The organism is Verrucomicrobium sp. 3C (assembly GCF_000379365.1).
Lineage (GTDB): Bacteria > Verrucomicrobiota > Verrucomicrobiia > Methylacidiphilales > Methylacidiphilaceae > Methylacidimicrobium.
Map to the genome: position 1 here is coordinate 704,078 of NZ_KB901875.1, position 12,604 is coordinate 716,681.

Here is a 12,604-nt window from a genome sequence, read left to right on the forward strand (position 1 = left end):
AAGATCCTTGTGTCTAGCTATTTCTCGCTCAGCAGACTAGCTCAACTCGACGGTCCAGGATTCGACGTCGACGAACCGCCGCCAAGCCTCGGGAACACCGGCGGATTCCGAGGCGACTAGGGGCCGCCATCGGGGCCGCCGCGGCTTACGGAGAAGTTTCATCCCCGCTTCCTGGGGGGTCCGATTCCCCTTGCGGCTATTGCACCAGATGCAGGAACAGACGATATTTTCCCAGGCGGTCTTCCCGCCCCGCTCCCGAGGAATGACATGATCGAGATTGAGTGAGCGGTTATCGAAGCGACGGCCGCAATATTGGCAGGTATGATTGTCGCGCTCGAAGACATTATGCCTGGTAAACTTGACCTCCTTGCTGGGAAGCCTTTCGAAGAGAAGAAGGAGGATGACGCGCGGCACCCGAAGCCGAGCGGAAACGGTATGGACGATGTCAGCCCCATCGTAGTGTCGTGAGTGCTCCGCCCAGCGGGCGAAATCAAGAGAATAGAAGTCGCTCTCCTCCGCGTGCACGACATGAGCATGTCCTTGATACAGAAGACCAAAGGCACGCCGCGCGGAGCAAAGATTCACCGCCTGCCAGAGCCGGTTGAGTACGAGTACCGAGCTTTCAAGGGCCGTCATAAGGCCGCAATCGACATACCGCCCTTCTTTGGTAACGGCTTGAGATCGACGTGTCAAGGCAAAGTCCAATCTCTGTTTCGCTCTTGCCTGGAAGATGACCATCTGAAAGAGTGAAATATGATGTCGTTTAAGGCACAGCGACGGGAGGCGACGACCGCGCAGTTCCCTGTTCTTTGGAAGAGATGAAGAGACTCTTGCAGTGGCTCCTGGTTCGCCTAGTGCGGCTAGCCGCCACATCACCTGGCCTTGTGCTTTTGGCCGCCGTGGTCGCCACCGGCTTTTCAGCCTGGGTAGTGGCGACCCGCCTTCGTGTCGTTAACGATACCAATGCCCTGATTCGCTCCGATTCTCCGATTCACCGCAACTATCTCGCCTACCGGAAGGAGTTTCGCGTCGCCGAGGAGTATCTCATCACGATCCGTTCTCCGGATCCGGAGACCAACAAGCGCGCGGCCGAGGCGCTCGGAGAGCAGCTCAAAGGACTCGAGCCTCTCGTCCAAGATGTGACCTATCGGTTTGATTTCTCGGGCTTGGAGAAGAAGGCCCTCCTCTTTCTGGACCTCGAAGAACTCACCAAGATCGACACCGAGGTCGCTAGCTACGTTCATGCCTTGGCGGCCCAGCCGAAGATGAAGCTCAATATCGCCTCGGTGCTTTCGCAGGCGAATGGGAAGTTCCAGGCCAACTATCTGCGGAAAAAGGAGAACTGGACCGAGTTCAAGCCTTTCATCGACCGCTTCGTCGGCATGCTCAACGACATGGCGGAGGCCGTCGCCCAGCATCGGGCCTCGACGACAACCGCCGCGCCGAGCGTCGGAGGAAAGCACGGGGAAAATGTTCCCGACACCGATCTCGCCCGACTGCGAGCGGAGGACATCGAGAAGCTGATTGCCGACCATGAGTATATCTCCTACGAGGACGGCCATCTCTTCCTGGTGACTGCCGCACCGGGACCCGACGCGCTCGACGGCTCCGCCCGGACTGAGACGGTTCACAAGATCCGCGAGATCATCAAATATCTGGGCGCCGACTATCCCGAAGTCTCCTTCGGGCTGACGGGAGAGCCGGTCCTCGACGAAGATCAACTCGACCAGAGTTCCACCGACAGCGTTCATGCGGCGGAGCTGGCTTTCGGCCTAGTCGCCCTTCTCTTCGTGCTCAGCTACCGGGCGCTTCGCCGGCCCGGGCTCGGACTGCTCGTCCTCGTCATGGCGCTCTCCTGGTCTCTGGCGTTCGGCGTCCTGGTCATCGGTCACCTGAACATCATTTCCCAAGCATTCGTGGCCATGGTGCTCGGCATGGGGATCGACTTCAGCATTCAAGTCATGGGCCGATACGAGGAAGAGTTGGCGCACGGCCGCTCGGTCCGCGAGGCGCTCGAGATCACGGCCGCCCATACGGGGGTCGCCGTAGTGACCGGGGGAAGCACGACGGCCGTCGCCTTCTTCACGATGTGCTTCAACGACTTCGTTGGACTCCGGGAGTTTGGGATCATTGCGGGTTCCGGTATTCTCTTTTGCCTGGCGGGCAGCCTACTGGTCCTTCCGGCCGCCTACGCCTGGATCGACCGTCGCAGGGATCCCACACAGCTCCGGGAAACCGCCCTGCGCTCGAACTGGTCTTCTCCGCCGTGGCTCAATCGGGCTCTCTTCCGCGCGCCGCGGACGATTCTGATCGGCGCACTGTTGACGGCCTCCGGAGCGGCTTGGCTGGCCCCGCGCGTCGGATTCGATTACAATCTCTTGAACCTTCAGGATCCGACGCTCGAGTCGGTAAAGGAGGAGGAGGCGCTCGTCAACTCTCCCGCCCGGGCTTTTCTCTTCGGCCTTTCAATTGTGGACGACCAAGCGCAGGCCGCCAAGCGGATCGCCGCCTTTGAAGCCCTACCGACCGTGAGCGAGGTCCACTCGCTTTCGTCGGTCCTCCCGGAGAAGCAAGAGGAGAAGCAGGCGATCGTCCGCCGCATCGTCCAGCGGGTCCAGTCCATTCCGGTCGATCGCGATTTGCCGCCCATCAACGGACAGCAGGTCCGAACAGCCGTGGAAGAGCTGCTCGCGAAGTCGCGGGAAGGCTTGGCGGCGGCCAAGCGGTACGTGGCCCTGGCGCAGCAGGCTCGGGATGCGGTCGAGGTCTTCGGCAAGCTGATTCCTGCGCTCGAACGGCTGGATGGGGCGATGGCAAATCTCCCGCCCGCGGAGCTCAACTCCCGGCTTCGCAAGGCCAATCAGCAGGTCTTCGGGTCGATGCAGACCGGCCTTTCCTGGCTGCGGTCTCAAGATACCAGCCGGGGGGTGACCGTGGCGGATCTCCCTCCGGAGATCGCGCACCGCTTTCTCTCCCCGCACGGGAAGATCCTGATCGAGGTGCTTCCCAAGGAAAACGTCTGGAACCGGGAAGCCGACGTCCGTTTCGTGCGGGATCTGCGGAGGGTCGATCCGAATGTGACGGGCACACCGGTGCAGAACTACGAATACATCGAGCTCCTGCGATCGAGCTATGTGCAGGCGGCGCAGTGGGCTTTCCTCGCAATCGTGATCCTGATTGCCCTCCGATTCCAGCATGTGGGGTATAGCCTCCTGGCGATCCTCCCCCTCGGCCTGGCCATTCTTTGGACCCTCGGCACGATGGTGCTCTTCCACGTTCCCTTTAACCCGGCGAACATCATTACCCTTCCCCTCGCGATCGGCGCCGGGGTCGCCTATGGCGTCTATACGGTCGACCGATTCTGCGAGAGCGGGAGAGCCGAGCTTTTTACCAGCAGCACCGGAAAGGCGATCCTGCTCTCCGGAATGACCGCCGTGATCGGGTTCGGAACGCTCATGATCAGCTCCTATCGCGGCCTCTTCGGCCTTGGCCTTCTCATGGCGATCTCGATCGGCTTTTGCCTCATCGCCAGCCTCCTCGTTCTCCCGCAGATCTTCTGGCTGGTCTGCCGCCGCCGTCAACGAAGGGAGACTGCGGCCTCCTCCCAACCGGAAAAGATCGCTCGCTTCGGGGAGAACGGACCCCGGAAGCTGCCGGAGGAGGCTCGGATGCGCAACGGGTACTAGACGCCATTTCTCACAAGCTTTCTCCTGCGGCTTGCAAAATGGGCCCGTTTGCTTCGTTCTCGCTTGGTTTTCCATCCTTGCAGTATGTCTTCATACAGCTCCGGTGGAAAACCGGCGCCGCGCCTCGCATCCAAGCCCATTTGCGGCGCCTCGGCTAAGACATTTGTGAGAAACGGCGTCTAGCCTGCAGGGCTCACGCCTGGGGATCCCAGACAAAGCGGAGTGGCTTTTCGGCCCACTCCTCCGCGTAGCGCACCCCGATCCTTGGCGTGCGCACGACCTGCTTCTCCGGGACAACCAATCCCAGGTCTTCGACCCAGATCGACTCGCCGCGGAGGGAGAGGCCGTTATGCCCTAAATCTAGGCCCAAAGCCTCGCAAACCTTGGCCGGACCATTGGCCCATTCCCGCTCCGGCACCATGCCCCTTCTCTCCCGAACGAGGGCATGGCCTTCCCGAATCCAAATACCCCGGATCAGAACCGCCTGGGGGATCCCTTCGGGACCCGTCACGAAGTTGAGCAAGTGGTGCATGCCGTAACAGAAGTAGACGTAGGCGACTCCTCCAGGACAGAAAAGCATTCGGGTCCGCGGCGTCTTGCGGTTTCCGTAGGCGTGGCAGGCTTTGTCTTCGGCTCCCCCGTAGGCTTCGGTCTCGCAAATGAGACCACTGACCCGACCTTCGGGAGTTCGGCTGATTAGGAGCTTCCCGAGAAAGAAACGGGCCCGATCGGCTGGATCGTTTCCAAGGAATTCTTCCTCGGCCAGCTTCCGACCCGCCGTCATGTCCGCTCTATCCGATGGCCACAGGAATCGGCTTTCTCCGCTCGAAGCCAAGGAGCCGTCGATAGCCCACTTCCCGCACGAGATCGAACGCCAGGTCGAACCGGTAAGCCACCTCCTCGGGGCGGTGGGCGTCGGAACTGAGCAGCACCGGGATATGGCGGCGGTGAGCCATCTCCAAGAAGCGCTTCGCCGGATAGATCTCCCGAGCTTCCTTGCGCAGCCCTGCCGTGCTCACCTCGATCGCCAACCCAGCGTCCGCAATCGCGTCGACCGCGTCGCGGTAGTAGTCGGCCAGATCCCCAGGGGGCTTCTTCCCGAACTTCTTCACCAGATCGGGATGGGCGAGGAAATCGAATAGTCCCGAAGCGGCCATGCGAGCATATGCGGCAAAGTAGAGCCGCCAGACCTCTTCGATGGGCCTTTCTTCCCATTTGGCCAATTTCGCCGGGTTGTCGATATCCCAATGAGGCTCCACATAGTGGACGGCACCAATCAGGTAGTCCCAGTCGGCTTGCTTGGCAAGAAAGCGGACATGATCCTCATAGCCGGGGAGATAGTCGCACTCGAGCCCTAGGCGGATCGGAAACTCTCCCGCCGAGGACTTCGCTTCCTCCACGAGGGCAAGGTAGCGCGGCAGATCCTCCGGCCCCATCCGCCAGTCGTCGAAAGCGGTCGGCATCGGGTTGTGATCGCTGAATCCCATTTCGCCAAGACCAGCCTCCCGGGCTTGCCGGACATATTCGGCGGGCGTTCCCACAGCATGACGGCAGAGAGGAGTATGGATGTGGTAGTCGAAGAGCATCGGCTATCCCAAACCGCTCCGATCAAGGACGCTGACCGCTTTGGCGAGTTCCGCGTGCGTATTGTAGAAATGGGGAGAGAGACGGAGATATTGCTTGCCCTGCCGATCCCACCGAAGGGAGACGACGATCCCCTGCTCCTTCAGAGCCTCGACCGCTGCGCTAAGATTGCGCTGGTCGTGCGTCACCGTCACGATCCCGGATCGGGCTTCTTCCGGAATATCCTCGGCAAGGAGTCTCCATCCGCGCTTACAAAGTTCTTCGGCCAGGAAAGCGTGCAGGGAGAGAAGCCGCTCGCGAATCGTCTCGATTCCCAGTTCCAAAAGTAGCTCCATGGAAGCCCGCATACCCAGAATGCCCAATGCGTTGAGAGCCCCGCATTCGTAGCGCCGGGCACCCGCTTCGCATTCGAGATTTTCCTGAGCAATAAATCCCGGCGATCGAATGTTCCAAGCTCCCACGAGCGCAGGCCGGAGGAAAGGCTGCCGCTCTTTGCGAACATAGAAGATCCCAGCGCCCAGCGGGCCCAAAAGCCACTTGTGGGAGTCGGCGCTCAAGAAGTCGCAGCAGGCTGCATCCATGGGAGCAGCGCCCAGTGTTTGAATCCCATCCAGGCAAAAAAGCACGCCTCGACGACGAAGCTCTTCCCCAATGCTTCGATAATCGAGCAGGTAGCCGGAGAGAAAGTGGCAGGAGGCGAGTGAGACCAGGCGGGTCCGCGGGCCGATGGCGTCCAGCACCAACTCCGGGGTGAGGCGGCCTAAGGAGACGGGCTGGAGCCGCACTAGCTTTACTCCGCGCTCAGCCAGTCTCAGCCAGGGGTAGACATTCGATGGGTAATCCTCCGGATAGAAGACCACCTCGTCTCCCGGTTGAAAATCGATTCCCTGGGCCACGAGATTCAAGCCAAACGCCGTCGGCCCGACCAGCGCAATCTCGGACGCATCAGCCTTCAAAAGCCGAGCAGCCACCCGCCGACTCTCCTCAAGGTCCCGCAGTAGCGCTTCAGTCTCCTGTTCCTGGCTTGCCCCCTCCATGGCGGCGATCCCAATCCGATCGACGGCAGCCTGAGTGATCGGAGCGACGCCGGCATGGGCGAGAAAAATCCTCCGCTTGGTGACCGGAAAGAGCCGGGACCGGAGATCTACATCGTTTATGATCTGATCGATGGTCATTCCGTAACCAGCGCCACTGGGAGCTTTTCCCGAATGCGCCGCACTGCAGCGACGACTGCGGCCGTCGCATGGTCGATCTCGTCCTCGGTATTATTCCAGCCGAGCGAGAAGCGCACGCTGGCGAAGGCCTCCCGCACGCTCAGCCCCATTTCGACAAGGACACGGGAGGGTTTGGCGCTCCCCGTGCTGCAGGCCGATCCACCCGACGCCTGGATTCCCTGTCGATCGAGCTCCAAGAGCAGGGCTTCGGACTCGACATTCTGAAAGCAGAGATTGGAAGTGTTCGGAACGCGCTCGGTCGGGTGGCCGTTGATCCGAACCTCCGTCAAGCCAGCAAGGATCGTCCGCTCAAATTTATCTCGCAGCTTTCCAACACGATCCGCGTACTCACTCTGCCGTTCCGAGGCAAGCTCCGCGGCTCGGCCCATGCCCACGATGGCCGCGACATTTTCCGTTCCGGCGCGCCGACCGCGCTCCTGTGAGCCTCCCCAAAGGTAGGGCCGAAAGGGCACTCCCTGACGAACGTAGAGAACGCCCACCCCTTTGGGACCCCCGAACTTGTGTGAGGAAACCGAAAGGAAGTCGACGGACATTTCCGCCAGGGCAATCGGGAGCTTGGCCGTCGCCTGGACGGCATCGGTATGAAAGAGAACTCCACGCGCTCGGCAGATCTCGCCGATCTCACGAATCGGAAAGAGCACCCCGGTCTCATTGTTTGCCCACATGACCGAGACGGCCGCCGTCTCCGGATGGATCGCCCGAGCGACGTCCGCCGGGTCGAGCCGCCCGTCGGAACCGACGGGGAGCCGTCGGACGCGATACCCGTCTCGCTCCAGCTCCTGGCAGAAACGATGGACGGCCGGGTGCTCCACAGCCGTAGTAACCAGCTCCCGTTTTCCGGAAGTCCACAGCGCGGACCAGAGCGCGGTGTTGTCCGACTCGGTGCCTCCGCTGGTGAAGACGATCTCTTCCTCAGAAGCGCCCAAGAGCCGCGCGACGCGGCGCCGAGCCGACTGGACAGCCTCTCTGGACTCCTGACCGAGGGAGTAGGCGCTCGATGCGTTCCCGTAATAGACAGAAAAGAAAGGAACCATCTCCCGGACCACCTCCGGGAGCACCGCGGTCGTTGCGTTGTTATCCAGGTAAATCAGTCGCCTGCTCACGTCCTGCTCCTCCCGCTCGCCTCAATCGCTCCCACCCGCCTCGAAGGCAGGGTCCGAACGCCTCTACCAGAGGATTCACTTTCGGAGGAGAACTGCGACTTGTCAATCTTCCTCCCGTCGGGATCTAGCCTGCCTAGCCGAGTCCCAAGCCGAAGGCGAGGAATCCCGCGCCCACCGCCAGCGTTCCCCACGCGGCCGTGCGTAGGGGGCCAGGGAGTCCGAGCGGCTCGCAGACCCGATCGCGGAAGAGATGGGGGAGGCTCACAAAGAGGATCCCGGCAGCCACCCAAAGGTAGGCTAGGAGAACCAAGGCGATCTTCCCGGGGCGGTCGCTCGGGAAGGCAGCATCGAGCAGGACGTCCGCTGCTAGTAAAAGGAGAATCGAAAGCCCCCGGACCGAGGAAAAGTCGTCCAGGAGCCAGATCGAAAGTGTCCCAAGAATCAGGCACCCTAAGACAAGGCCTGAACGGAACGCGGAATATTCCCCCAGATCGGTGGTGGCGCAGAGGGTTGCCGCCCACACGGTGCCGCCTCCCAACAGGATCCTGCCAAGGGCAAGGTTTCTCGGGAACCTCTGCATAAATCGTTGCACCCGATTAGGCCATAGAAGAGCGAGGCTCCCGGCCAGTCCGTGGAGCAGGCCGACGACGAGGGCCACTAGGCCCAAGGAAACGTGATAGATCATAGTTGCCTCATTCCGGCTCCTGCTGGGTGATGCAGTGCAAGCCGCCGAATCCCCAAATCAGATCGCGAGCCGGCACGGGGACCGCCGGCCGGTCGCGGACCAGCTCGCCGAAGATCTTACCGGCGACGGCATCCATGGGATCTCCGAAAGCGGGGTAGAGCAGCGCTCCATTTGAGAAATAAAAGTTTGCGTAGGAGGCGGGAAGCCGCGTCTCCCCCTCGTAGATCGCCGACGGCATCGGCAAGGGAACCACGCAAAGCCCCGCGGGGCCCTTCGCCGCTTCCGTCTGAAGGCGTTCGAAGTTCTCTTCGAGAGCCGCGTGGTTGGGGTCTTGGGGGTCGTGCGTGCGCGGGGCCACGATGGTCGACCGGTCGATGAAGCGCGCGATCTCGTCAACATGACCGTCCGTATCATCCCCCGCGATCTCCGCCTCGAGCCAGATGATCCGTTCCGCACCCAGGTATTCGCACAGGGCCCACTCCATCCGCTCCCTCGTCATTCCCGGGTTGCGAATCGGATCCAGAAGACAGCGGGTGCCCACGAGAAAGATGCCCTCGCCATTGGTGTCGATTGCTCCCCCTTCCAGGACGATCCCAGGATCGAAACAGCACATTCCAAGAAAGGAGGCGGCTCGCTGAGGTACCTGGTCGTCCAGCGAGTAGGGAGGATATTTTTTCCCCCAGGCGTCATAGCCCCAATCGACGATCGCGGTCTCCCGGCTATTCTGAACGAAGATCGGCCCATGATCCCGACACCATGGCTCATAGGCGGGATTCTCGTAGAGGAGGACTCTGCGGCCGAGGGGAAGGCCACGGCCTTGCAGCAGCTCTTGCACCGATTCCCGCTGCTCGGAGGAAAAGCAGTTCACCCGCACAAGCTCGTCCTTGGACAGGTGTTGGACCAGATCCGCCCAGAAGGCGATCATCCTCTTCTCTTTCCCTGGAAAGCTGATCCCTTCCGCGCGCGGCCAGGTCAGCCAGGTCGCCCGATGATGCGCCCACTCGGCGGGCATGCGAAACCCGAAAGCCCGAGGAGTATCCATCCTGCCTCTTCCCTGCGGCTCCCCGCTCTCGCCCTTCACCGCCTTTTTTGCCCTCACCCCAGATAGCGCGCCACGATCTCTCCATAGGCGTCGACTCGGCGGTCGCGCAGAAAGGGCCAATGACCGCGAACTTCTTCCATCAAACCAAGATCGAGATCGGCCAAGAGCACTCCTTCCTTCCCGATGGCCTCCGCGAGGACGCGTCCCATCGGGTCGGCCACGAAGCTGCGCCCCCAAAACTCGATCGCGCGTCCGCCCGGCCCCTCCTCCCGTCCCACCCGATTGACGGCAACGACGAAGCAACCGTTGGCAATGGCATGGCTCCGTTGGATGGTCCGCCAAGCATCCACCTGAGCCGCGCCCTCGCTCTCCTTCTCGTGCGGATGCCAGCCGATCGCCGAAGGGTAGAAAAGCACCTCCGCCCCTTGCAAGGCGGTCAGCCGCGCCGCCTCGGGAAACCACTGATCCCAGCAGACCAGAACACCCAGCCGACCGGCAGGGGTTGGCCAGACGCGGAAGCCCAAGTCCCCGGGTGTGAAGTAATACTTCTCGTAATAACCCGGATCGTCGGGAATATGCATCTTCCGATAGGAGCCGAGCAGGCTACCCTCGGCGTCGATCACCACGGCGGTGTTATGGAAAAGTCCTGGGGCGCGCCGTTCGAAGAAGGAGCCGATCACCACCGCCTTGGCTCTTTGCGCCTGCCTCCGCAGAAACTGGACGGTCGGGCCGTCGATCGCCTCGGCCCATCGGAAGGCCTCGACATTCTCTTCCTGACAAAAATACGGGGCGGCGAAGAGTTCTTGCGTGCAGATCACCCCCGCCCCCTGCTCCGCCGCTTCTTGGAAAAGCCTCTCCTGCCGCCGGAGATTGTCGTCTCGATCCTTCCCCGCTCCAGCCTGGAGAAGGGCAACGCGAACGCGATTCCGGGATTCCATGGCTTCTCGAGGCTTCTCGGTTGGCAGCCCCTTTGTCACAGGAGCCGATCTGCCTTCTCATGCTCATTTGCAATCGGCCTGCCAAGTCTTTTTTCCCTCACTTGCCGAGTAAATCCACCCGATCCACATTCCAGCCTTGGCCGGGAAAGCCAAGGCTGCTTCACTCCTGTCCAACGATGGGTAACCACAAAGAGCGGCTGGTGGGTGCCAGCCTCTTGATTTTCCTTTTGTTTTCCCTGCCGGGATGCGCCAACTTGAGCCCCCTTCCGGAGTCCCTGCGCCACAAGGCCAAAGGTCAACCTCTTCTTTCGGAGATCGCGTCCGACCCGGCCGCCTATCAAGGCAGGATCGTCATCTTCGGCGGCCGGATCATCGAGACCCGACTCTTCGAGAAGGGGAGCATCGTGCTCCTGTCGCAGCGACCACTGAGCGCCCACGATGTGCCGCTCAGGACGGCGGAATCCGGTGGCAGGATCCTCGTCGAGTACGAGGGGCGACTCGATCCCGCAGTCTACAGCCCCGGGAAGAGGCTCACCGTGGCCGGCCGCCTCCTCCCTAATCCGGCGCTCCGCCCCGGCCCAACGATCCGGCTGGAGGCCATTCGTTTCTGCCTGTGGCCGCACGAACCGAAAACGATCGAGGAGGAGCAGAACAAGAAGCTCGCAGCCTACGGGTCGATTGACGAATATGGCGCCATTGACCAATACTGGAATCCGATCGGTTGGGAGCCAGATGTCATGGGATGGGGTCCCGGCTGGTGGTAGCAGCCGCCGCGAGGTTGCCCGCAGACCACTCCTCCCGTTCGCGGAGAGCACGCCGGGCCGCCGCACGGAGGCTTCGGTTCGCCGCACCCACCCTCTCGGCCACCTCGCTCGCCAGGATTCCTTCTTCGACCTCCTTCTCCTGAAGGAGGAGATCGGCTGCCCGTCCATGGAGCCAGACTCCCAGCTTTGCCGCCTCCCAGGGAGGGATTCCCTGAGCGATCAACCCGGCCAGCATCCCCAACAGGATGTCTCCGGATCCCCCAGCGGCCAAGCCGGGATTGCCGGTCGTATTGTACCAGAAAGGCGATCCCTTCTGGACGACGAGCGTGCGAGTGCCCTTGAGCACCAGGGTCGCCGGGGTGCGCTCGACGAACTCGCGCGCCGCCTCTTCCCTAGCTTCGTCCCTGATCTCGCGTCCGAGAAGCCGGCTCATCTCTCCCGGATGAGGGGTGAGAACCGCCGGGAAGCGGAACCGATCAAAGAGCCCCGGATTTCTCGCCAAAAGGGTTAAGGCATCTGCGTCGAAGACGGCGGGGGATCGGTTTGCTTCCACAAGGAGGGCAAGGAGATCCTCGGCCGCCCGATCCAAGCCGAGACCCGGGCCGATCGCGACGACCGTCGCTCGGGAGAGGTTCGAGGAGAGGAGAAGCTGGTCCGAGACCGGGAAGACCATCGTCTCCGGTCGGGAGCGGGCGGCGACGATCGGATAGATCTCCTCCCGCACTCCGAGGGTCACGAGGCCCGCCCCGACGCGGTGCGCAGCGTTCGCAGCCATGGCAGGGGCGCCGGTAAAACCGCGGGAGCCGCCCAAAAGGAGAACCCGGCCAAACTGATTCTTATGGCAGTGTGCGCTGCGCCTCGGAAGCCACCGGGCAAGCTCCTCGGGGACGATCGCTTCGGCCCCGGACCCTGCTTCCCCGCCCGAGAAGATCGGAACCACCTCGATCCGGCCCACGAAGCGGGAAAGCGCTTCCCGAAAGAGGAAATCCTTGCCGTAGCCAACGGTCAGGGTGAGATCCGCCACCACGGCCGTGGAAGCAGCGCTGGCGCCATCCCAAAGGCCCGAAGGGGTGTCGATCGCGACGGTTCGGAAAAACCGCCGGGTCCGCTCGGCGTTGAGGGTGGAGACAAGCTCGGCCATCTCGTCCCGAAGCTCTCCGCTCATCCCGATACCAAGCAGAGCGTCGAGGACCAGATCGGCTTTTGCCCAGAGGGGAAATCCAGGGGGCGCCACCTGTCCGCCTTGCGCCTCCCATTCCGAGAGCTTCTTCGCGCAAAGCCTGCCCAGCCCCTCTCGCCCGGAAGAGAGGGAGACCGTTACCTCCCGGCCGACCCGGGCAAGCCGGCGCGCAATGACCAGCCCGTCGCCGCCGTTGTTGCCCCGCCCGATCAGGGCAAGCACGCGCTTCTTTCCCGGATATGCCTCGAGAATCCGCTCAGCGCACCCCTTCCCCGCCCGCTCCATCAGCTCTTCTTCGGAAATTCCGCAGGCCCTCTCCTTCTCTTCACTCCGTCGGATGGCCGAGGTCGAAAGGATGATCATCTTCTCTGAGTATTCTCCGCAATC

11 protein-coding genes are annotated in these 12,604 nt (G+C 62.1%); 2 read left to right on the forward strand and 9 right to left on the reverse strand.

Going from position 1 to position 12,604, the window contains the following annotated elements; translation table 11 throughout:
• Nucleotides 1–36 precede the first annotated feature (36 nt).
• Nucleotides 37–636, reverse strand: a complete 600-nt coding sequence (locus tag A37A_RS0104085) for an HNH endonuclease (RefSeq protein WP_020493991.1) — start codon at nucleotides 634–636, stop codon at nucleotides 37–39.
• A 182-nt stretch (nucleotides 637–818) separates the two neighbouring features.
• Between A37A_RS0104085 and A37A_RS0104090 the strand changes: the two genes are divergently transcribed.
• Nucleotides 819–3,686, forward strand: a complete 2,868-nt coding sequence (locus A37A_RS0104090) for an MMPL family transporter (protein WP_018290256.1) — start codon at nucleotides 819–821, stop codon at nucleotides 3,684–3,686.
• Nucleotides 3,687–3,879: 193 nt separating this feature from the next.
• Here A37A_RS0104090 and A37A_RS0104095 read toward each other — a convergent pair whose 3' ends face one another.
• The 7 genes from A37A_RS0104095 to A37A_RS0104125 all read right to left on the reverse strand — a co-directional run bounded on the left by A37A_RS0104095 (nucleotide 3,880) and on the right by A37A_RS0104125 (nucleotide 10,273).
• Nucleotides 3,880–4,470: a DNA-3-methyladenine glycosylase gene (locus A37A_RS0104095; protein ID WP_018290258.1), complete on the reverse strand. Its 591-nt coding sequence runs from the start codon at nucleotides 4,468–4,470 to the stop codon at nucleotides 3,880–3,882.
• Nucleotides 4,471–4,477: 7 nt separating this feature from the next.
• Nucleotides 4,478–5,272 carry a histidinol-phosphatase HisJ family protein gene (locus A37A_RS0104100; RefSeq protein ID WP_018290259.1) on the reverse strand — a complete coding sequence of 265 codons (795 nt, stop codon included), beginning with the start codon at nucleotides 5,270–5,272 and terminating at the stop codon, nucleotides 4,478–4,480.
• A 3-nt stretch (nucleotides 5,273–5,275) separates the two neighbouring features.
• Nucleotides 5,276–6,445, reverse strand: coding sequence for an aminotransferase class V-fold PLP-dependent enzyme (locus A37A_RS0104105; protein ID WP_018290260.1), 1,170 nt, complete (start codon nucleotides 6,443–6,445; stop codon nucleotides 5,276–5,278).
• Nucleotides 6,442–7,608, reverse strand: a complete 1,167-nt coding sequence (locus A37A_RS0104110; protein WP_020493992.1) for a cysteine desulfurase family protein — start codon at nucleotides 7,606–7,608, stop codon at nucleotides 6,442–6,444. The genes A37A_RS0104105 and A37A_RS0104110 overlap by 4 nt, the downstream gene beginning before the upstream one ends.
• Nucleotides 7,609–7,741: 133 nt before the next feature.
• Nucleotides 7,742–8,293 carry a hypothetical protein gene (locus tag A37A_RS15725; protein ID WP_018290262.1) on the reverse strand — a complete coding sequence of 184 codons (552 nt, stop codon included), beginning with the start codon at nucleotides 8,291–8,293 and terminating at the stop codon, nucleotides 7,742–7,744.
• A 7-nt stretch (nucleotides 8,294–8,300) separates the two neighbouring features.
• Nucleotides 8,301–9,392, reverse strand: coding sequence for an agmatine/peptidylarginine deiminase (locus A37A_RS0104120; RefSeq protein WP_018290263.1), 1,092 nt, complete (start codon nucleotides 9,390–9,392; stop codon nucleotides 8,301–8,303).
• Complete coding sequence (locus A37A_RS0104125; RefSeq protein ID WP_020493993.1) at nucleotides 9,389–10,273, reverse strand: carbon-nitrogen hydrolase; 885 nt, start codon at nucleotides 10,271–10,273, stop codon at nucleotides 9,389–9,391. The genes A37A_RS0104120 and A37A_RS0104125 overlap by 4 nt, the downstream gene beginning before the upstream one ends.
• 176 nt (nucleotides 10,274–10,449) lie before the next feature.
• Here A37A_RS0104125 and A37A_RS18125 point away from each other — a divergent pair, with 176 nt between their 5' ends.
• Nucleotides 10,450–11,037, forward strand: coding sequence for a Slp family lipoprotein (locus A37A_RS18125; RefSeq protein ID WP_018290265.1), 588 nt, complete (start codon nucleotides 10,450–10,452; stop codon nucleotides 11,035–11,037).
• On the opposite strand, the gene A37A_RS0104140 is transcribed toward A37A_RS18125, so the two are convergent.
• Nucleotides 11,009–12,580, reverse strand: a complete 1,572-nt coding sequence (locus tag A37A_RS0104140; protein ID WP_018290266.1) for a bifunctional ADP-dependent NAD(P)H-hydrate dehydratase/NAD(P)H-hydrate epimerase — start codon at nucleotides 12,578–12,580, stop codon at nucleotides 11,009–11,011. The two genes, A37A_RS18125 and A37A_RS0104140, sit on opposite strands and share 29 nt — an antisense overlap.
• Between the last annotated feature and the right edge of the window lie 24 nt (nucleotides 12,581–12,604).

What these genes read in the sequence shown, in the direction of transcription:
- A37A_RS0104085 (WP_020493991.1), bottom strand. Translation starts at nt 636, where the DNA reads ATGACGGCCCTTGAAAGCTCGGTACTCGTACTCAACCGGCTCTGGCAG.
- A37A_RS0104090 (WP_018290256.1), top strand. Translation starts at nt 819, where the DNA reads ATGAAGAGACTCTTGCAGTGGCTCCTGGTTCGCCTAGTGCGGCTAGCC.
- A37A_RS0104095 (WP_018290258.1), bottom strand. Translation starts at nt 4,470, where the DNA reads ATGACGGCGGGTCGGAAGCTGGCCGAGGAAGAATTCCTTGGAAACGAT.
- A37A_RS0104100 (WP_018290259.1), bottom strand. Translation starts at nt 5,272, where the DNA reads ATGCTCTTCGACTACCACATCCATACTCCTCTCTGCCGTCATGCTGTG.
- A37A_RS0104105 (WP_018290260.1), bottom strand. Translation starts at nt 6,445, where the DNA reads ATGACCATCGATCAGATCATAAACGATGTAGATCTCCGGTCCCGGCTC.
- A37A_RS15725 (WP_018290262.1), bottom strand. Translation starts at nt 8,293, where the DNA reads ATGATCTATCACGTTTCCTTGGGCCTAGTGGCCCTCGTCGTCGGCCTG.
- A37A_RS0104125 (WP_020493993.1), bottom strand. Translation starts at nt 10,273, where the DNA reads ATGGAATCCCGGAATCGCGTTCGCGTTGCCCTTCTCCAGGCTGGAGCG.
- A37A_RS18125 (WP_018290265.1), top strand. Translation starts at nt 10,450, where the DNA reads ATGGGTAACCACAAAGAGCGGCTGGTGGGTGCCAGCCTCTTGATTTTC.
- A37A_RS0104140 (WP_018290266.1), bottom strand. Translation starts at nt 12,580, where the DNA reads ATGATCATCCTTTCGACCTCGGCCATCCGACGGAGTGAAGAGAAGGAG.